The sequence below is a fragment of the Planotetraspora phitsanulokensis genome (genome assembly GCF_016863295.1).
GTDB lineage: Bacteria > Actinomycetota > Actinomycetes > Streptosporangiales > Streptosporangiaceae > Planotetraspora > Planotetraspora phitsanulokensis.
Genome location: NZ_BOOP01000009.1, coordinates 19993 through 41842 on the forward strand (window position 1 = coordinate 19993; position 21850 = coordinate 41842).

Below are 21850 nucleotides of genomic sequence, written 5' to 3' on the forward strand. Positions count from 1 at the left end.
AGGGTGCCATGAGCGTGGTGCGCTACGAGCGGCGCGGCCCCGTGGCGGTGGTCACCATGAACCGCCCCGAGTACCGCAACGCGCAGAACTCGGCCATGACGTACGCGCTGGACGAGGCCTTCTACCGGGCGGTGGCCGACGACGAGGTCAAGGTGATCGTGCTGGCCGGCGAGGGCGCCCACTTCTCCGCGGGACACGACATCGGCACTCCGCAGCGGGACGCCCACCAGTCCTTCGACCGCAAGGCGGGCCTGTGGTGGGACCACGTGGGCAAGGAGGGCGCGGAGAGCCGCTTCGCCCGCGAGTCGGAGGTCTACCTCGGCATGTGCCGGCGGTGGCGGGAGATCCCCAAGCCCATGATCGCGATGGTCCAGGGCGCGTGCATCGCCGGCGGCCTGATGCTCGCCTGGGTCTGCGATCTGATCGTCGCCTCCGAGGACGCGTTCTTCTCCGATCCCGTGGTGCGTATGGGCATCCCAGGCGTGGAGTATTTCGCCCATCCGTGGGCCATGCCGCCGCGGATCGCCAAGGAGTTCCTCTTCACCGGCGACCGCATGCCCGCGCGGCGCGCGTACGAGGTGGGGATGGTCAACCGGGTGGTGCCTCGTGACGAGCTGGAGGCACAGGTCCTGGCACTCGCCGAGCGGATCGCGGCCATGCCCCGCATGGGTCTGGCCCTGGCGAAGAAGGCCGTGAACCAGGCCGAGGACCTCCAGGGCATGCACGCCGGGATGGACTCGGTCTTCGGGCTGCACCACCTCGCCCACGCCCACAACGCCGAGACCTCGGCCGACTCGCTCGCCGGGATGGACCCCCGGAGCATGAAGGCGGCCGCCGATGGATCTTGACCTGTCGGCCGCGGAACCGTTCCGCGTCGAGGTCCGGCAGTGGCTGCGTGCCCACGTCCCCGCCACGCCGCTGCCCTCGCTGGAGACCGCGGAGGGGTTCGCCGCCCACCGCGCCTGGGAGCGTGAGCTGCACGCGGCCCGGTTGTCGGTGGTCTCCTGGCCCGAGGAGTACGGCGGGCGGAACGCGACCCCGCTGGAGTGGCTCGTGTTCGAGGAGGAGTACTACGCGGCCGGGGCGCCGGGCCGAGTGAGCCAGAACGGCGTCACCCTGCTCGCGCCGACCCTGTTCCGGTACGGCACGCCCGAACAGCTCGCCCGCGTGCTGCCGCCGATGGCCTCCGGTGCGGAGATCTGGGCGCAGGCCTGGTCCGAGCCCGGAGCGGGCAGCGACCTCGCCTCCCTTCGCGCCACCGCGACCCGGACCGACGGCGGCTGGCTGCTGAACGGCCAGAAGACGTGGAGCTCGCGGGCCGCGTTCGCCGACCGGGGCTTCGGCCCCTTCCGCTCCGACCCGGAGGCGGATCGGCACCGCGGGCTGACCTACCTGATGTTCCCGCTGGACGCCGAGGGGGTCACCCGCCGTCCGATCGGCCGGCTCGACGGCAAGCCCGCGTTCGCCGAGCTCTTCTTCGACGACGTGTTCGTGCCCGACCAGGACGTCGTCGGCGCTCCGGGTGAGGGCTGGCGGGTCGCGATGACGACGACGGGCAACGAGCGCGGGCTGACCCTGCGCAGCCCAGGGCGGTTCATGGCCGCCGCCGACCGGCTGGTGGAGCTCTGGCGCGAGCGCGGCGACCCCGCCGACACCGCGATGCGCGACCGTGTGGCGGACGTGTGGATCCGGGCCCGGGCCTACCGGTTGAAGGGCTTCGAGACCATCTCGCGCACCGACGACATCGGCGCCGAGTCCAGCGTCAACAAGGTCTTCTGGTCGGAGCTGGACGTGGCGCTGCACGAGACGGCCCTCGACCTGCTCGGCCCGGACGGGGAACTGGCGGGCGAATGGCTGGAGGGCTACGTGTTCTCCCTCGCCGGCCCGATCTACGCGGGGACCAACGAGATCCAGCGCGACGTGATCGCCGAGCGTGTGCTCGGCCTGCCGAGAGCGGGGCGATGACGCGTGAGATTCATCCTGGACGCCGAGCAGAGACTGTTCGCGGAGACCCTGGACAAGCTGCTGGCCGAGGCGGCCACCGCCGCCGTCGCCCGCGAGTGGGCCGCGGGAGGGCACGAGCCCGGCCTCGCCCTGTGGCGCTCGCTGGCCGGCGCCGGAGTCCTCGCGCTCGCGGTGCCCGAGTCCGCGGGCGGCGCGGGCCCGCTCCCGGTCGAGCTCGTGACGGCGTTCCACGAGCTCGGCAGGCACGGCGTGCCCGGGCCGTACGTCGAGACCGCGGCCGCCGCCGTGATGCTCGGCCGTCTTCCCGAGTCGTCGCCCGCCACCGCGTGGCTGCCCGCGATCGCCGACGGCACGCTGGTCGCCTCGCTCGCGCTTCCTCCCGCGGTGCCGTACGCGCTGGACGCGGACGTCGCCGGGCTGGTGTTGTCGGTGGACGGCGAGGAGCTCCGCGTGGCCGGGCACGGCGAGGCACGGGTCTCCCTGGACCCGGCCCGGCGGCTGTTCTCGGTCACCGCGGGCGAGGTGATCACCTCGGGCGCCGCGGCCGCCGAGGCGTACGACATGGGGGCGCTGGTGTGCGCCGCCCAGCTCGTCGGGGTGGGACGCCGGCTGCTCGAGGTGTCGGTGGACCACGCGCGCACGCGACGGCAGTTCGGGCGGCCGATCGGCGAGTTCCAGGCGGTGCGGCACCACCTGGCCGACGCGCTCGTCGGGCTGGAGTACGCCCGCCCTCTGGTGTACGGCGCCGCCCTCTCGTACGGCACGCCCGGCTTCGCCGCGGACGTGTCGGCGGCGAAGGCCTCCGCGGCCGAGTCCGCGTACACGGCGGCCAGGATCGCCCTGCAGGTGCACGGCGCGATCGGCTACACCGACGAGTACGACCCCAGCCTGCTCATCCGCAAGGCGCGCGCGCTGCACACCGCCTGGGGCTCCCCCGCCGCCCATCGGGCACGGGTGATGTCCGCTCTGGTGTGAGCTCACGCAGAGTGGCGACTATATGTCCTTAAATCAGTAAACATCTGATGTTAGGGTGATGATCACGCTTTTGCCCCGTAGTGGTCACCGGATCGACGAGCGGTGACGGCGGAGAGGTTCTCCGGTCGGACGGCTCGAACCTCTGGTGACGCGCCTCCTCCCCCCAGGAGACACGATCGTGCGAACCCGCACCGCCCTCGTCCCCGCCCTCATGCTCGCGCTCGTCACCACCGGCCCCGTCGCCCTGCCCGCTTCCGCGGTGGCGATCCCCGCCCAGTCGTCGTCCGTCACAGCCGCCGAGGATCCCCTGCTGGCCGCGCTCAAGGCCGTTCCCGGCCTGACGGTGGTCTCGGAGTCGCAGCCGACGGGATACCGGTACTTCATCCTCAGCTACACGCAGCCGATCGACCACCGCAACCCGAAGAAGGGGACGTTCCAGCAGCGGCTGAGCCTGCTGCACCGCGACACCGCGGCCCCGGTGGTGCTCTACACCAGCGGGTACGGCCTGTCGACGAACCCGTCCCGGACGGAGCCGACCCGGCTCCTCAACGGCAACCAGGTCTCGGTCGAGCACCGGTTCTTCACCCCGTCGCGTCCCGCCGCCGCGGACTGGCGCACCCTCGACATCTGGCAGGAGGCGAGCGACGAGCACCGGATCGTCGAGGCGCTCAAGACGGTCTACACCGGGAAGTGGATCCAGACGGGCGCCAGCAAGGGCGGCATGACCTCCGTCTATCACCGGCGGTTCTACCCTGGCGACGTCGACGGCGTGGTGGCGTACGTCGCACCGAACGACCGGGTCAACCCCGCCGACCGCGCCTATGACGACTTCTTCGCCACCGTGGGCGACGCAGCGTGCCGCACCGCGCTGAAGAACGTGCAGATCCAGGCGCTCAAGCGGCGCGACCGGCTGGTGCCCAGGCTGCAGGCGTACGCGGCGGACAACGGCTACACCTTCACCGAGACGCTCGGCACCGCCGACAGGTCGTTCGAGATGACCGTGCTCGACGCTCCGTGGGCGTTCTGGCAGTACTCCAGGGCGGCGGACTGCGCGGACGTCCCGGCGGCGACGGCGTCCGACGACGAGATCTACGAGTGGCTCGACCAGGTGGCGTCCTTCGCCTTCTACACCGACCAGGGTCAGGAGTACTACACGCCGTACTACTACCAGGCCGCCACCCAGCTCGGCTGGCCCGAACTGAAGTTCGCGCACCTGCGCGGGCTGCTCCGCTACCCCGGGCTCTACCAGGCCAACTCGTCGATTCCCGCGGAGCTGCGCTCACGGCACGATCCCCGGCCGATGCTCGACGTGGACCACTGGGTGCGCAAGCAGTCGAGCCGGATGATGTTCATCTACGGCGAGAACGACCCGTGGAGCGCCGAGCGGTTCACGCCCACGAGGAAGGACTCCTATCTCTACGTCGCGCCCGGCGCCAACCACGGGGCGAACGTCGCCGGTCTCGAAGAGGCCGACCGCCTCGCGGCGACCACGACGTTGCGGCGCTGGGCCGGGGTGTCCGAAGTGACGGCACTCCAGCGGAACGCGCCGGCGTCGGTCCCCGACGACGACATGCTTCCGGCCCGCCGCCCGTTCTGATCCGCATCCCGTCCTGATCCGCATCCCGCGGAAGCGGGTCTAGGCCGTCAGGCCGCCGAGTCCCCGCAGGACGTCGGCGGCCTGAGCGGCGATCCGGTCGATCAGCTCCTCACAGGTGGGCAGGTCGTCGATCAGCGCCACCACCTGGCCGGACGCCATCACGCCCAGGTCGGGCCTGCCGTCCACCATGGCCGCCTTGAGCAGCATGGGGGTGTTGGCGGCCATGAGGACCTGCGCCCAGCTCAGCTCCCTGCCCCGCCTCATCGCCAGGCCGTCGCGGATCATCGCGGGCCAGGACATCCCGGAGATCCTCCTGAACCGGGCGGCGCTGCGCACGGCCCGCAACAGCCGGGACGCCCCGCCCGACCGCTCCAGCCCGTCGACGAGCGCGGTGCGCAGGACCCGGTGCGGCATGCCGTCGACCTGGCGCGTGACGACGGTCTCCGTCGTGCCGAGGTAGGCCTGCTTGACCGCGTCGGGGACCGGGCTGTCGGCGGTCAGCAGGAACCGGGTGCCCATCCCCACCCCGGCGGCGCCGTACGTCAGTGCGGCCGCGAGTCCCCGGCCGTCGAAGAAGCCGCCCGCGGCGATCACCGGGATGTCCACGGCGTCGACGACCTGGGGCAGCAGGAGGGTGGTGGCGACCGCGCCGGTGTGGCCGCCGCCCTCGCCGCCCTGGACCATCACGGCGTCGGCTCCCCAGGCCGCGACCTTCTCGGCGTGCCGCCGCGCGCCCACCGACGGGATCACCACGACCCCGGCGTCCTTCAGCTTCGCGATGAGCTCCCGGCGCGGGGCCAGGGCGAACGAGGCGACCTTCACCCGGCTCCTGATCAGCAGGTCAATCCGGTCACCCGCGTCCCCGGCGTCCGCGCGCAGGTTCACGCCGAACGGCGCGTCCGTCCGGGAACGGACCTCCTCGATCGCGGCGGCGAGCCGTTCGAGCGTCATCGTGGCCGAGCCGAGGATGCCGAGCCCTCCGGCCTCCGCCACGGCGGAGACCAGCCGCGGGCCCGCCACCCAGCCCATCCCGGTCTGCACGACCGGGTGGCGGACGCCCGCGAGGCGGGTCAGCGGAGTGTCCAGCACCTGGGCGATCACGCCCTGACCTCCCGGCCGCGCAGGCCCTTGGGGTCGAGCACCTCGCGGATCAGCCGCAACTCCTCGTCGGAAGGCTGCCGGGTCTCCGACACCTCGCCCTCGATGACCAGCTCGAAGCCGGTCGCGGCGACGACCCGCTCGACCTCGACTCCGGGATGCACGGAGACCAGCCGCATCGACCGGTCGGGCGTGCCGAAGTCCAGGACCGCGAGGTCGGTCACCACGCGGCGCAGGCCGTGGAACCGGGACGCGCGGGGCCCGAGCGCGGCCGCCCGGTCGAAGCCGACTCCGCTCACCACGTCGACCTCGGGGACGAAGACCCGCGTCGAGTGCCGGGGGATCCAGTAGCTCGTCGGGTTGGCGATCGTGTTCCCCGGCGCGCCGCGCACGCCGAGGAGCTGTGACTTCGGCCGCGCCCAGTCGCCGATGGCCGAGATGTTGGTGTTGCCGTGCCGGTCGATCTGGGAGGCGCCCATCATCACGTGGCGCCGCCCGTTCTGCACGAGCCACAGGTGCTCGCGGAACGGCAGCCATCCCTCCACCGCGCCCGCGGGCGCGCCGAGCGCCACCGGCTCCGCGGTGAGCAGGGCGCCGCCGTCGGTGGTCAGCAAGTCCGGTTCGAACGTGAGCCGGGCCAGCCTGGCGCCCAGGACGGAGCAGGTGCCCATCGCCGCGGCCAGCACCTCGCCGTCACCGCGCCACGCCTCGGCGCAGGCCACCACGCAGATCTCCGCGCGGGTCGCCGCGGACGACCCGCTCACCGCGCCTCCTCCCGGTCGTGGTCCCTGTCGCGGTCCTGCTCGTGCCATCGCCGTACGGCCTCCTGGTAGGCCGCCTCGTCACCGGACAGGAACCGGTCGGCGAACGCCGCCCACGCCTTCGGGTCGGCGGCCGAGGCCGCGTAGTGCCGCTGGAACGCCTCGTCGCGCTCGTGGCCGGGGCCGCGGTCGGTGAAGTGGCCGCCGGCCGGCGTCTCCACTACCCCCGTGACATGCATGCGGCTGACCAGCAGCGTCTGCGGCGGGCCGTCGAGCTCGCCGGGCTCGACCATCCGCTCGCAGGAGAGGTAGGCGCGTCCGGCCGCCTTCACGAACAGGTCGTCCATGTAGGGATCGGGGCCGAGGTAGCGGCCGTTGCCCCGGGTGTCGGCCAGGTCCAGGTGCACCAGCGCCGCGTCCGTCGTCAGCGCGGGCACCGCGACCAGTTCCTCCCCGTCCTCGTACGGCGAGCGGACGGTGCGAAGGCCGGGGACGACCCGCATGACGTCGGAGCCGAGCCCGGCCCGGGTCGGCAGGAACGGCAGCCGGTGCGCGCCGGCGAGCAGGCCGAACATGAACATCCCCTCGTCGTACTCGGTGAACTCGACGGCTCCGCTCTGCCGGGCGGCCCGGAAGTGCGGTTCGAGGGCGATGGAGTCGAGCGTCACGAACGGGGCGATCACCCGGCGGACCTTGCCCGCCGCGCACAGCAGGCCCACGTCCGGCCCGCCGTACGAGACGACGGTCAGGCCGGTCAGCGGGGAACGGCAGATCGCCCGGACCAGGGCCATCGGCTTGCGCCGCGAGCCCCACCCGCCGATCCCGATCGTCATGCCGCTGTCCAGCGAGCCGACGATCTCCTCGATCGACATCACGGCGCCCATCAGGTCGCCCGGTCCGAGACGAAGGCGTCGCGGTGCCGGTCGCCGGCGCCGGTGAGGCTGAGCTCGAACGTGAAGCCCTGCTCGAACCGGTAGCTCCGCCTGACGTCGACCGGGTCGATGCCGTTCAGCGACTCCTTGGCCAGCCGGATCACCTGTGGATCCTTGGCGGCGATCTGGGCCGCCACCTCCAGCGCGGCGTCGCGGAGCCGCTCGCGCGGCACGACCTCCAGCACCGAGCCGTACGCGTGCAGCTCGGCGGCCGTGACGTTGCGGCAGGTGTACACCATGGCCCGCATCAGATGCTGGGGAACCAGCCGCGCCAGGTGGGTGGCGGCCCCGAGGGCGCCCCGCTCGACCTCGGGCAGCCCGAAGTAGGCGTCGTCGGAGGCCACCACGATGTCCGCGTTGCCGGCCAGGCCGACGCCTCCGCCGAGGCAGAACCCGTGCACGGCGGCGATCACCGGCACCTCGCACTCGTAGACCGCCGCGAACGCCTCGTAGCAGCCCCGGTTGGCGCCCACCAGCGCGGTGAAGTCACCACCGGCCTGCATCTCCTTGATGTCGACGCCCGCGTTGAACCCGCGGCCCTCGGCCCGCAGGACCACGACCCGGGTCCGCATGTCCCGCCCGGCCTCCCGTACGGCGCCGGCCAGGTCGAACCAACCCCGCACGGTCAGCGCGTTCACCGGCGGGGCGTCCATCACGATCTCGACGACGCCCTCGCCGTGACTGCTGGCGGAGATTCCCATACAACCGCCTTTCGATCTAACATTTGTTAGAAAGTACGCTAGCAGAGTCCCCCGGAGACCCACAGAAGTGAGCGCACGATGATCTGCGAGGACCGCGTCGTGATCGTGACCGGCGCCGGGCGAGGCCTCGGCCGCGCGCACGCCCTGGAGTTCGCCAGGCACGGCGCCAAGGTCGTGGTCAACGACCTCGGCGTGAGTCTGTCCGGCGAGGGCGGAGCCCAGGGGCCCGCGCAGGCCGTGGCCGAGGAGACGGCCGAGGAGATCCGCGCGCTGGGCGGCGAGGCGGTGGCCGACTGCTCCGACGTCGCGACCGGCGAGGGGGCGCGGCGGCTGGTCGCGACGGCGCTGGACCGCTTCGGCCGGCTCGACGTGCTGGTCAGCAACGCCGGGTTCCTCCGCGACCGCATGCTGGTGAACCTCTCCGAGGAGGAGTGGGACGCGGTGACGCGCGTTCACCTCACAGGCCATTTCCTGCCGCTGAAGTACGCCGGGCTGCACTGGCGGGCCGAGTCCAAGGCGGGCCGCCCGGTGGACGCCCGCGTGATCAACACCTCGTCGGGGGCCGGCCTGCTCGGCAGCGTCGGGCAGGGCAACTACTCGGCGGCCAAGGCGGGCATCGTGGGGCTCACGCTCGTCGCCGCGGCCGAACTCGGCCGCTACGGCGTGACCGTCAACGCCATCGCCCCCGCCGCCCGCACCCGGATGACCGAACAGGCCTTCGCGGCCGCGATGGCGGTCCCCGGGAACGGCGAGTTCGACGCGATGGCCCCGGAGAACGTGTCCCCGCTCGTCGCCTGGCTCGGCTCGGCCGAGTCCGCGGGCGTCACCGGGCGGGTCTTCGAGGTCGAGGGCGGCCGGATCTGCGTGATGGAGGGCTTCCGCCGCGGCCCCGCCGTCGACAGAGGCGCCCGCTGGGACGCGTCCGGCCTCGGCCCCGAGATCGCCGCCCTGCTCGCCGCGGCCGCCCGGCCGGAGCCCGTCTACGGCGCCTGAGAGCCGCTATGTCCCTTCGGCGGGCGGCCGGCTGACCCCGCCGAGTTGCTCCCCGAGCCCCGTGCGCCGGTAGCGCAGCCGGCGGCCGGCCCGCTCGCCGACCACCAGGCCGGCGTCCCGGAGCGTCGTCAGGTGATGCGAGGCGGTCGCCGGGGCCAACCGGAGGGCTGTGGCCACCTCACCCGTGCTGCACGGCACGGCCAACAGGGTGAGCACCGCCGCCCGGGTCGGACCCAGCAGGGCGGCCAGCGCCTCCGGGGGCTCGACCGAGGCCGGACGGTCCCAGAGCCCGCCGTGACCGCGCGGGGCGTACCAGAGCGCCCTGCCGGTCGGAGACTCCGCCATGGTGTACACGTCCGGCCCGGCGAACCCGGTCGGCAGCAGAGCGAGCGGGTGCCCGTCCAGGCTGAAGTCCCCGTCCTTCGCGTAGGCCAGCCGCAGCGCCGCGCCATCCCAGTCCAGCTTCGGGTGCAGGTCCGCCAGCAGCGCCCGCGGCCCCCGTTCGGCGGCCAGCAGTCCCCGGCGCACCAGCTCACCCTCCGCGACCTCGCGCAGCCGCGGCCAGTCCGGTGCGATCGCCAGCGCGAAGTAGCGCCGGACCTGTCGCACCAGCTCCGCCAGCCCGCCGGCCGGATCGGTCGCGAACCGATCGATCTCCGGCGGCGCCCGGTGCCCGGTCCACGCCCTGTCGACCTCCACTGCGACTCGGTCGAGCGGTGTTCCGGCCACCACCCGCAGTTCCTGGTCCAAGGTGGGCCGGGCGGTGTCCGGCGCCGGAGTGAGGAAGTCCGGCACATACCCGGTGGGACCGCAGACCACCGCGCGAAAAGTGCCCAGGTCCGGGCCGCGGAACAGCGGCCCGACCCTCGCCCGCCAGGACGGGTGCAGCCTGCGCTCCGATCGCGACCTCAGCGCCAGACAGCTGGCCACGACCTCGACCATCGGAGAGTGCGCGAACCTGAGCCCGATCAGGTCGGCGGGGGCGAACTCGATCCGGATCACCCTTGTATTCGAGCACGGTCGAACGGCTACCAGGGGACCGGGGGCCGGACCTACGGTCGGCGCCATGAAATACATCCATCTGGGCCGGACCGGCCTGACCGTGAGCCGGTTGTGCCTCGGCACGATGAACTTCGGCTGGCAGATCGACGAGTCCGACAGCCACGCCGTTCTGGACCGGGCCCACGACGCGGGCGTGAACTTCGTGGACACCGCGAACATGTACGGCCGCGAGACCGGTGACGGTCTGAGCGAGCAGTTCATCGGCAGCTGGTTCGAGAAGACCGGCAACCGGGACCGGATCGTGCTGGCCACCAAGGTGTACGCGCCGATGACGGACTGGCCCAACGACGGCGGCCTGTCCGCCCGGCACATCATCGCCGCCTGCGAGGCGTCGCTCCGCCGTTTGCGTACCGACTGGATTGATCTCTACCAGATGCACCACGTGCAGCGGGAGACACCGTGGGAGGAGATCTGGCAGGCGATGGAGACGCTGGTGGTCCAGGGCAAGGTGCGCTACGTCGGCTCGTCGAACTTCGCCGGTTGGCACCTCGCCCGCGCGCAGGCGGCGGCCGACCGGCGGAATTTCCTCGGCCTGGTCTCCGAGCAGTGCAAGTACAACCTGCTCACCCGGCACGTCGAACTCGAGGTGCTGCCGGCGGCGATCGGGCTCGGGATCGGGATCCTGCCCTATTCGCCGCTGCACTTCGGCGCGCTTTCCGGCGCGCTGCGCAAGCAACGCGACGGCGTCGCCGGCCGGAGCGTTCTGCACGCCGCCGAGCGGGTCGAACCGCATCGGGCGGCCTTGGAACGCTACGAGGAGCTGTGCGGGGAGCTGTCCGAGAAGCCGACCACCGTCGCGCTCGCCTGGCTGCTGTCGCGGCAGGGGGTGACCAGCCCGATCATCGGGCCGAGGACCCCCGAACAGCTCGCTCTGCCCCTGGCCGCGCTGGACACCGAGCTGTCCGCCGAGACCCTGGCCCGGCTGGACGAGCTGTTCCCGCCGATCGGCAAAGGCGGCCCGGGCCCGGAGGCCTGGGCCTGGTGAACGAGCACGCGCGGCCGCTCAGGTGGTCAGGCCGGCCAGCGCGGCCTTGTCGATCTTCCCCGCCGCGTTGCGTGGAAGCTCCCCGACGAGCACGACCTCGCGGGGCATCTTGAAGCCGGCGAGCCGGTCCCGGCAGTACGCGACGAGTTCTCCGGGCACGAGGACGGCTCCCGGACGGGCCACGACGTACGCCCGGCCGGTCTCGCCCATCCGGGCGTCGGGCACTCCGGTCACCGCGGCCTCGGCGACCCCCTCGTGGGCGGCGAGCACCTGCTCGACCTCGGCCGGGTACACGTTGAACCCGCCGACGACGTACATGTCCTTCGACCGGCCGGTGATGACCAGGTTGCCGCGCTCGTCGAGCCGTCCCCGGTCGCCGGTCACCAGCCAGCCGTCCCTGATCGTCTCGGCGGTCGCCTCCTCGTCGTCGAGGTAGCCCACCATCACGTTGTGGCCGCGGACGAGGATCTCCCCGTCCTCCCCCTCAGGGACCGGGTCGCCCGCGCCGTCCGTCACCATCACCTCCACGCCCTCGATGGGACGGCCGGACGTGGTCGCCACCGTGACGTCGTCGTCCGCCAGGGAGCACGCGGTGACCGTGCCGCACGACTCGGTCAGCCCGTACGCGGTGACCACCTCGGGGAAGAGTTCGGCCCGCATCCGCGCGACCAGCGCGACCGGCACCACCGCGGCGCCGGTCACCGCGAGCCGCAGCGACGACAGGTCGAACCGTTCACGCTCCGGCGCGTCGAGCATCGAGACGTAGATGGTCGGCGCCCCCGGCAACACGGTGATCCGCTCGGCCTCCACCAGCCGCATCGTCTCCCCCGCCGCGAACACCGGCTGGAGGACCATCGTCGCGGCCCTGAGCAGGCAGGCGAACACCCCCGCCTTGTAGCCGAAGGAGTGGAAGAGCGGGTTGACGATCAGGTAGCGGTCGCCGTGGTGCAGGCCGGTCCGGTCGCTCCAGGCCAGGTAGGTCCGGACGTTCTGGCGGTGGGTGCACATGGCGCCCTTGGACCTGCCGGTGGTCCCGGAGGTGAACAGGACGTCCGCGACGTCGTTCGGGCGCACCGCCTCGGCCCGCGCGTCGGCCTCCTCGTCCGAGACCGCTTCGCCGGCCGACACGAACTCCTCCCAGCGCGTCGCCCCCGGCCGCTCCTCGGCGTCGTAGGTGACCACGGTGGTGAGGCCGGGCAGGCCGGGCGCCCGCCCGTCCGCCGTCACCCCGAGCATGCCGAGGTAGCCGTTGCCGAGGAAGCCGTCCGCCACGAAGAGCACACGCACGCGGCTGCGGCCGAGCAGCCACCGCGCCTCCTCGCCCTTGTACCGGGTGTTGGCCGGGACCACGACGGCGCCGGCACTCAGGGCCCCCAGCGCGGTGACGATCCACCGGAGGCTGTTCGGCGCCCAGATCCCGATGCGGTCGCCCGGCTCGACGCCGAGCGCGATGAACGCCTTCGCCGCCTCGCGCACCCGGCTCCGCAGCCGCGCGTAGGTCAGCCGGGAGGCGCCGTCCACGACGGCCTCGGCGTCCGGGAACTCCGCGGCCGCGCGCCACAGGACGCCGGGAATCGTCAGTGCCACGTCGTCGCTCATAGGTCCCCATGGTGTCCGCCCCGGCCCGGGCCGGCGGGCCGTCGTCCCGCTGGCCGGAACCGCTCCCCCGCGCCGGGACGCCCGGCCGTACCCTCCGAGGGATCCTTCTCCTCGACCCCTCTCCGGGAGGCCCATGTGGACGTGACGGCGGACTACGGCGGCCGGGCGGTCCTGGTGACCGGCGGCACCAAGGGCATCGGATTCGTGATCGCGGAGAGGTTCCTCGCCGCGGGCGCGGAGGTCGTGGTGGGCGGGCGCGGCGAGCCCGAGGTCCTGCCCGCCGCCGGCGGCAGGACGGCCCGTTTCGTCTCCGCCGACATCCGCGACGCCGGGGCCGCCGCCGGCCTGGTGGAGGAGGCGGTCGGGCATCTCGGCCGGCTCGACGTGCTCGTCAACAACGCCGGCGGTTCGCCTCCCGCGGACGCGGGGACCGTCTCGCCGCGATTCGTCGAGAAGGTCGTGGACCTCAACCTGCTCGCGCCGTTCTACGTGGCGCAGCCGGCCAACAAGGTCATGCGGGAGCAGGAGACCGGCGGCTCGATCATCAACATCGGCAGCGTCGCCGCCGTCGACCCCCAGCCGGGCATGGCGGCCTACTCGGCGGCCAAGGCCGGCCTGCTCGTGCTCACCAGGGCCCTCGCGCTCGAATGGTCGCCGAAGGTGCGGGTCAACCACATCACCACCGGCCTCATCCGGACGGAGTCCGCCGCCTGGGCGTACGGCGAGGACGGCGGCGCCGCCGTCGCGGAGCTGATCCCGATGGGGCGCATGGCGGTGCCCGCCGACGTGGCGAACACCTGCCTCTACCTGGCGAGCGACCTCGCCTCCTACATCACCGGGGCGGACATCCCGGTGCACGGCGGAGGCGAGGTCCCGGCCCGTTACGTGCTGACGCGTAACTGAGCGCGCCCGGCGGCCAGCACAGGCGTGCCGTTCACCGCCGCCTCGAAGAGCACGTCCTCACCGCGGCCCGCCTGTTCCCATCCCCGCACGTCCAGCCGGTCGCCGGGGAAGACCGGGGAGGCGAACCTGCCCTCCAGCTCGACCAGGTCGGCCGGGTGCGCACCCACCGCCGCGGCCAGCGGCAGCGTCACCGCGGCCAGCGTGCACAGGCCGTGCATGAACGGCCTCGGCATCCCGGCCGCCTTCGCCGCCTCCGGGTCGATGTGCATGGCGTGCCGGTCGCCGAGCAGGCGGTACAGCGCGGGCGACGAAGAACTCGCTCTCCACCTCGACCTCGAAGATCGCGGCGCTGCCCTTGTCCCAGACGTGCGCGACGTGCGAGGCCATCGTCAGCTCGCCCGCGGGAGGCAGCGGCCGCAGCACCCGCAGCCGCTGCGACGCGTGCATCGTGGTCCTGATGTCGAACGCGCCCAGCGACCCGAGGGCGTCCGGCGCCCACTGCGCCTTCGTCAGCGCGAACGTGGGCAGCGCACGCAGCCGCTTCTCGAAGACGAGGTCCAGGTCCGTCGGCGCGGCGCCGACCGCGAGCGCGTAGAGGATCACGTCGCGCTCGTCGTAGGCGGCCGTGCGCCTCCCGAGGTCGCGGCCGATCCACTGACCCGCGCCGGGCCCGTTCCGGCTCACGGGGCCGCCGTCCCGGAGGCGAGCACGGCGCCGAGCCTGGCCAGGTCGGCGCTGGGCCCGCCCAGGGTGCCGGAGATCTGCCGCGCCCACAGGAAGTGCCGGTGCACGGGATAGTCGACGTCGACGCCGATTCCGCCGTGAAGGTGCTGCACCCGGTGCGCCACGGTCAGCCCGGCCTCGCCGGCCCACCACTTCGCGACCAGCACGGCCGCCTCGGCGCCTTCCTCAGCACCGAGAGCGGTGACGGCCTGCCACAGGCACACGCGCATGGCGTCGATGTCGATGTAGCAGTCGGCGAGCTGGTGCTGCACCGCCTGGAAGGTCGCAAGCGGGCGGCCGAACTGCCTGCGCGCGCTGAGATGGGTCACCGCGTGGCGCAGCGCGCCCTGGGCGACGCCGAGCTGGACCGCCGCCAGGGCGACGGCGGCGCGGTGAAGGGTCTCCCGGAGGGCGCCGCCGCCCGGCACGCCGACGGCCGTGGCGGACGCGCCGGTCAAGGTGAGATGGCCGCCGCGGTCGTGACTTGTGGTCTCCACGCGATCCCAGGCGCCCCCCTCCGGGCCGGTGGGGTCGTCGGAGACGACCAGGAACAGGCCGGGCCCGGTCTCGGCCGTCGCGGAGACCAGCACGCCGACCGCGCCGAAGGGCGACGGGACGGCGGCCTTCACACCGGTCAGCCGCCACGCGTCGCCGTCCCGCCGGGCCACACAGCCCGGCTCGGCCGGATCGGGCGCGCCGAACTCCTCCAGCGCCACGGTGAGCCGCAGCGAGCCCTCAGCCACGCCGGGTAGCAGGCTCTCGCGCTGCTCCGCCGTACCGTGCCGGGCGACCGCGAGCGCGGCGACCGCGGACGGCCACAGCGGGACGGGCGCAACGGCACGGCCCTGCTCCTCCAGCAGGACGCACAGGGCGCCGAGTCCCAGCCCGGCCCCGCCCGCCTCCTCCGGCAGCGCGATGCCGAGCAGGCCGGTACGGCCCAGCTCCGCCCACAACTCCTCGTCGATCCCCGTGGAGGTGCCCTCGACCAGGCGGACACGATCGGTGCGCGCACGGTCGCTGAAGATCTTGCCCGCCAGCTCGCGGACCGCCTCGAGCTCGTCGTCCAGAGTGAAGTCCATCAGCGACGCTCCATTCGGGGAAGGCCGAGCCCCTGGGTGGCGACCATGTCCCGCAGGACCTCGTTCACGCCGCCGCCGAAGGTGTTCACGATGCCCTGCCGCGACAGCTGCTCGATCTGACCGGCGAGCACGGCCCCCGGCGACCCGGGTCGGAGCCGCCCGCCGACGCCGATGATCCCCGACAGCGTCCGCTGCACGTCGATGTGCGTCTCGGTGCCGTAGACCTTCGCCGCGCCCGCGTCCGCGCCGGACAACGTGCCGTCCGCGACCGCGGCGGTCATCTTCCAGTTCATCAGCCGCATCGCCTCCAGGCGCGCGTAGGTGCGCGCCAGGTCGCGCTGGACCCACGGCAGGTCGATCGCCCCGTTGTCCCTCGCCCAGTCCCGGACGCGCTCCCACAGCTGGATCATCCGGCCGCCCATTGCGGCCAGGCCGATCCGCTCGTGGTTGAGCTGGTGGGTGATGAGCCGCCAGCCGCCGTCGACCTCGCCGACGACGTCGCCCGCGAGCACCCGGACGCCGCTGTAGTAGGTGGTCGTGACCACCATGCCGCCCACGCACCGGATGGGGCTCCAGGAGAAGCCGGGGGCGGCGGTGGGGACGATCAGGATGGAGATGCCCTTGTGCTTGGGGGCGTCCGGATCGGTGCGGCAGGCGAGCCAGACGTAGTCGGCCGTGTTCGCGCCGCTGGTGAAGATCTTGCTGCCGTCGACGACCCACTCGTCGCCGTCCCTGACCGCGCGGGTCGTCAGGGAGGCGAGGTCGGTGCCGGCTCCCGGTTCGGTGTAACCGATCGCGAAGACGATGTCGCCCGACAGGATGCCGGGGAGATATCTCTTCTTCTGCTCGTCCGTCCCGTGGCTCATCAGGGTCGGACCGACGGTGTTGACGGTGACGAAGGGAAAGGGCAGCCCGGCCCGCTGGACCTCGTCGAAGAACACGTACTGCTCCTCAACCGACCTGCCCTGCCCGCCGTACTCGACGGGCCACCCGATGCCGAGCCAGCCGTCGGCGCCGAGTCGTCCGACCACCTCGCGGAAGCGGTCGCCGCCCACGCCCTCCTCGCCCGTCAGGCGCCGCTCGTCCTCGGGCAGCAGGCCCGCGAAGTACTCCCGCAACTCCATGCGCAGCCGTCGTTGCGCGGCGGTCTCGCGCAGATCCATGGTCCGCTCTCCTCCTCGGTGGCCGTAGGTCTAGATCCCTGGCAGGAAGCGCTGACGGCCGGCGGAGGCGAACTCCGCCCGCAGCGCGGCCCTGTCCTGATCGGTCAGCAGGGTGTACTCGGGACCGCCGCGGCCCGCCCACCGGTAGACCTGGTCGCCGGTCCGCCAGCCGTCGTGCCGCATCTCCTTCTTGCGGAGCTTCCCCGAGCCGGTCGCCGGCAGCGCGTACGAGACCCGGACGAAGCGCGGCGCACCCTTGGCGCCCAGGTCCGCCTGCCCCGCCAGGAAGCCGGCCAGCCGGAGGTCCTCGAAGGAGGTCTCGCCGGCCACCTCGATCGCGGCCATCACCTGGTCGCCGGACCGGGGGTCGGGCACCGCGAACACGGCGGCGGCCACGATCCGCGGATGGCGGCGCAGGACGCGCTCGGTCAGCAGCGCGGAGACGTTCTCGCCGTCCACCCGGATCCAGTCGCCGGAACGACCGGCGAAGTAGACGTAGCCCTCCTCGTCGGCGTAGCCGAGGTCACCGGTCCAGTACCAGCCGTGGCGGACCCGCTCCGCGTCCGCCGCCTCGTTCTTGTAGTAGCCCTCGAACCTCGCCGCGCCGTCGACGTCCACGATCTCGCCGATGGCCTCCTCGGCGTTGGTCACCCGCCCGTGCTCGTCGAGCAGCGCCGGCGGACGCGTGTGCCTCGTCTCCGGGTCGACGATCCTGACCCCGCCGTGCGCCGGCCGTCCCAGCGCGCCCGCGGGAGCCTCCGGCACCGGCCTGATCATGCCCGCGCCCTCGCTCGACCCGTAGCCCTCGAGCAGCCTGCAGCCGAAGCGGCGCAGGAACGCGGCCTGGTCCTCCGGCGACGCCTCCGTCCCGAAGGCGTGCGTGAGCGTGTTGTCCGCGTCTCCGGGGTCCGCCGGAGTCGCCAGGACGTACGCGATCACCTTGCCGACATAGGTGAAGAACGTCGCACCGTAGAAGCGCACGTCGGGCAGGAAGCCGGACACGGAGAACCGGGGTGTCAGCGTGACGGTCGCGCCAGCCGCCAGCGACGGGGCCCACAGCGCCATCACCGCGTTGCCGTGGAACAGGGGCATGCAGCAGTACGTGACGTCGTGCCGCCGGACGTCGTATTTCGCGGAGTTGGCGTAGGCCAGCCCGGTGAGCCTTCCCTGCGAGCATCTGGCCGCCTTCGAGGCTCCGGTCGTGCCCGAGGTGAACAGCAGCAGCAACTGCGTCCCGGCGGTGATCTCCGGGTCGCGGGACGGCTCGCACGCGTGCGCGGCCACCGCCTCGGCGTACTCCTCGCCGTCGACGAGCAGGAAACGGTCACGGGGCACGCCGACGTCGAGACCGTCGAGCAGTTTCAGACCGGCCTCGTCGGTGACGATGAACTGCGGGTCGGCATGCCTGACCTCCTCCTCCAGGACCGAGCCCCGGTGGGTGGGGTTGACGCCGACGATCGTCGCGCCGCTCAGCGCGGCCGCGCCGAGCCAGAAGACGTACTCCGGCACGTTGTCGAGCAGGACCCCGATGTGGAAGGGGCCGTCGATCCGCGACTCGCGGGCCAACCGGGCGCGGGCGGCGCTCGCGCGGACCACCTCGTCCCAGGTCCAGGTGCGCTCGCGGGTCCGCAGCCCGGCGTGACCGTCGCCGGATCGGGCGAGCAGCAGGTCGGCGATCGTCTCGTGTCGCACTGGTGTGGCTCTCCCCTTGGTCCGGGCCGACGTTAGTCAGCGGGACGCGCCTCGGGCCGTCGAGTCCCGCTGACCGGGAAGGACCCTTGGAGGTCGGAGGTCGGAGGTCGGAGGTCAGCCGGTCAGCCGGTCAGCCGAAGAACGCCTGCCCGCCGTCCAGCGGCACGGTGGCGCCGGTCAGGTACCGCATGGCCGGGCCGACGATCGCGACGACCGCCCGGCCGATGTCCTGCTCGCAGTCGCCGATGTAGCCGAGCGGGATCGTCCTGCGGAACTCCTCCGCCTCCTCCGGGTTGGTCTCCGTCCACCACTTCAGGCCGGGGGACAGCGCGTGCGGGGCGATGGAGTTGGCGCGGATGCCGTCGGGCCCCCATTCGGCCGCGGCCGTGCGCGTCAGCGAGCGGAGCGCCTGCTTGGCCGCGGCGTAGGCGCCGTAGGTGGTGGGATCCCATCGGACCATCGCCGAGGTGACGAGGTTGACGATGCTGCCGCCGCCGCGCCGCTTCATGTGGGGGTGGCACGCCTTCATGAAGGCGAACGCGGCGAAGGGGCCGCTGCGGAAGCCCTTCTGGAAGGCCGCGTCGCTCATGGACAGCAGCGGGCCGTACGCGCCGGAGTAGGCGTTGTTGACGAGGATGTCCACCCCGCCGAACCGCTCCGCCACCTGGTCGACCACCGCGGGGATCGTCTCCGTGACGCTGACGTCGCACTGGAAGGGCTCGGCCGTCGCGCCGCGTTCGCGGACGAGTTCGCAGGTCGCCTCGAGCTTCGCCATGGTGCGCCCGACCACCGCGACGGACGCCCCCTCGGAGGCGAGGGCGAGCGCGATGCCCTGGCCCACCCCCTGACCCGCACCGGTGACGATCGCGACCTGTCCGTCCAGACTTCCCATTCGGGCTCCCCGTTTCCGCCGTGTGCTCGACCGTAATAGTGGTGTCGCCCCGCCCTGGGCCGGAAGGGCCGTCCCGGTGACCGGGAGACGACCCTCGGCAGACGCTCCCCCGGCGGTCACAATGGGCGCCCGAGAGAGAGGGCGCAGATGGGGACGTCGGCAGATCCGAGAACCGCGGCCATGACGATCGTCGCCCGTCTCACCGGTCCCGGGGGTGAGTTCGAGCTCACCGAGGAGGACGTCCTCGGCTCCCGCATGCCGGTCTTCCGCAACCGGCACCGCAACCTCGGCGAGGTGCTCGCCGGCTCGGTCCGGTTCGGCGACCGAGACTACATCGTCACCGAGCACGAGCGGATCGGCTACGCCGCGCACGCGCGCCAGGTCGCGTCGCTCGCCGCGACGCTGCGCGAGGAGTACGGCGTGCGGCCCGGCGACCGGATCGCCGTAAACGCGGCGAACCGGCCGGGCTGGATCGTGGCGTTCTGGGCCGCCGTCGCCGTGGGCGCCGTCACCGTCGGCTACAACGCGTGGTGGTCGCGCCGCGAGGTCGAGTACGCCCTGGGTCACACGACGCCGAAACTGGTCGTGGCGGACGCCAAGCGGGCCGCGCTCGGCGGCTCGGGCACACCGGTGGTGCGCATGGAGGACATCCCCCTGCTGGCCGGGCGGTACCCGGACGCGCCTCTGGCCCCGCACGCCGCCGACGAGGACGATCCGGTGATCATCGTCTACACCAGCGGCACCTCCGGCCGGCCGAAGGGCGCGGTGCACTCGCACCGCAACCTCACGTCGGTCATCGAGTACCACCGCATGAACGACGCGACGGCCCGCGCGTTCGGCGACCCCACCGACCCGGCGACGCGGCGCTACCTGCTGGCGCTGCCGTTGTTCCACATCGCGGGCCTGCACAACCTCGCGGTTCCGCGCCTCGCGACCGGCTCCGCGGTCGTCATGCACCAGGGCGCCTTCGACGTCGACCGGGTGTTGCGGCTGGTCGAGCGGGAGCGGGTCACCAACTGGGGGGCCGTGCCCACGATGGCGCACCGGCTGCTGGAGCACGGCGATCTGTCGGGCTACGACCTGTCCTCGCTGGCCGCCTTCTCGCTCGCGTCCGCGCCGTCCTCACCGTCGTTCAAGGAACGCCTGCGCGCGGGCTTCCCGGTGGCCCGTCAGTCACTGGTCGACAGCTACGGCCTGACCGAGTCGTCGACCGCGATCTCCATCGCGACGCCGGCGGACCTGGCGGAGGCGCCGGGGACGGTCGGCCGGCCCGTCGCGACCGTGAAGGTCGAGATCCGCGATCCGCAGAATATGCCGGTTCCCGAGGGCGTCGAAGGGGAGATCTGCGCGCGCAGCCCGTTCAACATGCTCGGCTACTGGCAGGACCCGGAGGCCACCGCGCGGGCGATCCGGGAGGACCGCTGGCTGCACACCGGTGACATCGGCGTGATCGAGGGCGGTCGCCTGCGCCTCACCACCCGCCGTTCCGACCTGATCCTGCGCGGCGGGGAGAACGTCTACCCCGCCGAGGTGGAGAGCGTGCTGTGGGAGCACCCGGGCGTCCTCGAATGCGCCGTCGTCGGCGCACCCCACCCCGACCTTGGTCAGGAGGTCGCGGCCGTGGTCGTCACCGGTGACAGACGCCCGGTCGACGAGGACGAACTGCGCGCGCACGCCGCCGAACACCTCGCCTATTTCAAGGTGCCGTCCCGCTGGCGGATCACGACCGACCCGCTGCCGCGCAACGCCACCGGCAAGGTCGTCCGCCGCGAGGTCGAACTGTCCCTCGGCATCCGACAGAGCAGGAGCGTCCAGTGAGCCAGAAGACCAGCCTGGAGGGCAGGACCGCCGTCGTCACCGGCGCGGGCGCCGGCCTCGGCCGCAGCGAGGCGCTCGCCCTCGCGGGCCGGGGCGCGAACGTCGTCGTCAACGACGTGGGGTCGGCCGCCGACGACGTCGTGGCCGAGATCAAGGCCCGCGGCGGGCAGGCCGTCGCGGTGACCGGCGACGTCGGCGAATGGTCCATGGGCGACCGGCTGGTCCAGGCGGCGACCGAGACGTTCGGCGGCCTCGACATCGTGGTGAACAACGCGGGCGTGCTCCGCGACAAGATGGTGTTCAACCTGAGCGAGCCGGACTGGGACGACGTCGTCCGCGTCCATCTCAAGGGCCACGCCGCGGTGTCCCGCGCGGCGGCGGCCTACTGGCGGGCCGCCTCGAAGGCCGTCGGAGGGCCGGTCTACGGCCGCGTCGTCAACACCTCCTCCGAGGCGTTCCTCTTCGGCTCCGCCGGCCAGCCGAACTACTCGGCCGCCAAGGCGGGCATCACCGCGCTCACCCTGTCGACCGCGCAGGGCCTGGCGAGGTACGGCGTGCGGGCCAACGCGATCTGCCCCCGGGCCCGCACCGCCATGACGGCCGGGGTCTTCGGCGACGCCCCCAAGACGGGCGGGCTGGACGTCCTGTCCCCGGATCGGGTCGCCACCTTCGTGAGCTATCTCGCCTCCCCGGCGGCCGACGAGATCACCGGCCAGGTGTTCGTGGTGTACGGCGACATGGTCGCGCTGCTGGCGCCCCCGACGGTCGAGCAGAAGTTCACCGCCGCCGACGGGGTGTTCTCGGTCGACGAGTTCGACGAGCTGCTCACGCCCTACTTCAGCGGGCGCGACCCCCACCGCACCTACGCGGCCCACAGCGTGGCCCGGCTCGGGGGGACTCAGCCCACCTGAG

At 72.8% G+C, this 21850-nt stretch carries 20 protein-coding genes and 1 pseudogene; 9 read left to right on the plus strand and 12 right to left on the minus strand.

Going from position 1 to position 21850, the window contains the following annotated elements:
* Positions 1-8: 8 nt before the first annotated feature.
* From Pph01_RS12005 to Pph01_RS12020, 4 genes are all read left to right on the plus strand, one after another.
* Complete coding sequence (locus Pph01_RS12005; RefSeq protein WP_204073129.1) at positions 9-848, plus strand: enoyl-CoA hydratase; 840 nt, start codon at positions 9-11, stop codon at positions 846-848.
* Positions 838-1965: an acyl-CoA dehydrogenase family protein gene (locus Pph01_RS12010; protein ID WP_204073130.1), complete on the plus strand. Its 1128-nt coding sequence runs from the start codon at positions 838-840 to the stop codon at positions 1963-1965. Before Pph01_RS12005 ends, Pph01_RS12010 begins: the two co-directional genes overlap by 11 nt.
* A gap of 3 nt (positions 1966-1968) precedes the next feature.
* Entirely contained in the window at positions 1969-2940 is a 972-nt protein-coding gene (locus Pph01_RS12015) for an acyl-CoA dehydrogenase family protein (protein ID WP_204073131.1), read from the plus strand.
* A gap of 178 nt (positions 2941-3118) precedes the next feature.
* Positions 3119-4537 carry a S28 family serine protease gene (locus Pph01_RS12020; protein WP_239116628.1) on the plus strand — a complete coding sequence of 473 codons (1419 nt, stop codon included), beginning with the start codon at positions 3119-3121 and terminating at the stop codon, positions 4535-4537.
* Between the two features lie 39 nt (positions 4538-4576).
* Here the strand turns inward: Pph01_RS12020 and Pph01_RS12025 are convergent, their stop codons facing one another.
* From Pph01_RS12025 to Pph01_RS12040, 4 genes are read right to left on the minus strand one after another with little or no spacing between them, the layout of a single operon-like run.
* Positions 4577-5635 (minus strand): NAD(P)H-dependent flavin oxidoreductase, encoded by a 1059-nt coding sequence (locus Pph01_RS12025; protein ID WP_239116673.1) that lies wholly within the window; start codon positions 5633-5635, stop codon positions 4577-4579.
* A complete protein-coding gene (locus Pph01_RS12030) occupies positions 5635-6399 on the minus strand; it encodes a CoA-transferase subunit beta (protein ID WP_239116629.1) in 765 nt (254 codons plus the stop codon). The genes Pph01_RS12025 and Pph01_RS12030 overlap by 1 nt, the downstream gene beginning before the upstream one ends.
* Positions 6396-7280 (minus strand): CoA transferase subunit A, encoded by an 885-nt coding sequence (locus Pph01_RS12035; RefSeq protein ID WP_204073133.1) that lies wholly within the window; start codon positions 7278-7280, stop codon positions 6396-6398. The genes Pph01_RS12030 and Pph01_RS12035 overlap by 4 nt, the downstream gene beginning before the upstream one ends.
* The gene (locus tag Pph01_RS12040; protein WP_204073134.1) at positions 7280-8029 is read right to left on the minus strand and encodes an enoyl-CoA hydratase family protein; all 750 of its coding nucleotides are present in this window, start codon (positions 8027-8029) and stop codon (positions 7280-7282) included. Before Pph01_RS12040 ends, Pph01_RS12035 begins: the two co-directional genes overlap by 1 nt.
* Before the next feature lie 78 nt (positions 8030-8107).
* Between Pph01_RS12040 and Pph01_RS12045 the strand changes: the two genes are divergently transcribed.
* Positions 8108-9022: an SDR family oxidoreductase gene (locus tag Pph01_RS12045; RefSeq protein ID WP_204073135.1), complete on the plus strand. Its 915-nt coding sequence runs from the start codon at positions 8108-8110 to the stop codon at positions 9020-9022.
* A 6-nt stretch (positions 9023-9028) separates the two neighbouring features.
* Here the strand turns inward: Pph01_RS12045 and Pph01_RS12050 are convergent, their stop codons facing one another.
* Positions 9029-10024: an ArsR/SmtB family transcription factor gene (locus Pph01_RS12050; RefSeq protein WP_204073136.1), complete on the minus strand. Its 996-nt coding sequence runs from the start codon at positions 10022-10024 to the stop codon at positions 9029-9031.
* Between the two features lie 64 nt (positions 10025-10088).
* Here Pph01_RS12050 and Pph01_RS12055 point away from each other — a divergent pair, with 64 nt between their 5' ends.
* Positions 10089-11069: an aldo/keto reductase gene (locus tag Pph01_RS12055; protein ID WP_204073137.1), complete on the plus strand. Its 981-nt coding sequence runs from the start codon at positions 10089-10091 to the stop codon at positions 11067-11069.
* 18 nt (positions 11070-11087) lie between these two features.
* Here Pph01_RS12055 and Pph01_RS12060 read toward each other — a convergent pair whose 3' ends face one another.
* Complete coding sequence (locus Pph01_RS12060; RefSeq protein WP_204073138.1) at positions 11088-12668, minus strand: FadD3 family acyl-CoA ligase; 1581 nt, start codon at positions 12666-12668, stop codon at positions 11088-11090.
* Between the two features lie 135 nt (positions 12669-12803).
* Here Pph01_RS12060 and Pph01_RS12065 point away from each other — a divergent pair, with 135 nt between their 5' ends.
* Positions 12804-13571 (plus strand): SDR family oxidoreductase, encoded by a 768-nt coding sequence (locus Pph01_RS12065; protein WP_204073139.1) that lies wholly within the window; start codon positions 12804-12806, stop codon positions 13569-13571.
* On the opposite strand, the gene Pph01_RS42725 is transcribed toward Pph01_RS12065, so the two are convergent.
* The 6 genes and pseudogenes from Pph01_RS42725 to Pph01_RS12090 all read right to left on the minus strand — a co-directional run bounded on the left by Pph01_RS42725 (position 13550) and on the right by Pph01_RS12090 (position 19120).
* Positions 13550-13840, minus strand: coding sequence for a MaoC/PaaZ C-terminal domain-containing protein (locus Pph01_RS42725; RefSeq protein ID WP_239116630.1), 291 nt, complete (start codon positions 13838-13840; stop codon positions 13550-13552). The genes Pph01_RS12065 and Pph01_RS42725 overlap by 22 nt on opposite strands.
* Positions 13841-13949: 109 nt before the next feature.
* Positions 13950-14345 (minus strand): annotated as a pseudogene (locus tag Pph01_RS43675) (hypothetical protein); the annotation flags it as partial.
* Positions 14252-15373: an acyl-CoA dehydrogenase family protein gene (locus Pph01_RS12075; protein ID WP_204073140.1), complete on the minus strand. Its 1122-nt coding sequence runs from the start codon at positions 15371-15373 to the stop codon at positions 14252-14254. The gene Pph01_RS12075 and the pseudogene Pph01_RS43675, both read right to left, overlap by 94 nt.
* Positions 15373-16536 (minus strand): acyl-CoA dehydrogenase family protein, encoded by a 1164-nt coding sequence (locus Pph01_RS12080; protein ID WP_204073141.1) that lies wholly within the window; start codon positions 16534-16536, stop codon positions 15373-15375. Before Pph01_RS12080 ends, Pph01_RS12075 begins: the two co-directional genes overlap by 1 nt.
* Before the next feature lie 30 nt (positions 16537-16566).
* Positions 16567-18228 carry a steroid-22-oyl-CoA synthetase gene (gene casI, locus Pph01_RS12085; protein ID WP_204073142.1) on the minus strand — a complete coding sequence of 554 codons (1662 nt, stop codon included), beginning with the start codon at positions 18226-18228 and terminating at the stop codon, positions 16567-16569.
* 130 nt (positions 18229-18358) lie between these two features.
* Positions 18359-19120 carry an SDR family NAD(P)-dependent oxidoreductase gene (locus Pph01_RS12090; RefSeq protein ID WP_204073143.1) on the minus strand — a complete coding sequence of 254 codons (762 nt, stop codon included), beginning with the start codon at positions 19118-19120 and terminating at the stop codon, positions 18359-18361.
* A 147-nt stretch (positions 19121-19267) separates the two neighbouring features.
* On the opposite strand from Pph01_RS12090, the gene casG reads away from it, so the two are divergent.
* Together casG and Pph01_RS12100 are read left to right on the plus strand one after the other, a co-directional pair.
* Positions 19268-20938: a steroid-24-oyl-CoA synthetase gene (gene casG, locus Pph01_RS12095; protein WP_204073144.1), complete on the plus strand. Its 1671-nt coding sequence runs from the start codon at positions 19268-19270 to the stop codon at positions 20936-20938.
* On the plus strand, positions 20935-21849 hold the full coding sequence (locus Pph01_RS12100; RefSeq protein WP_204073145.1) for a 3-oxoacyl-ACP reductase: 915 nt from the start codon (positions 20935-20937) through the stop codon (positions 21847-21849). The genes casG and Pph01_RS12100 overlap by 4 nt, the downstream gene beginning before the upstream one ends.
* Position 21850 lies beyond the last annotated feature (1 nt).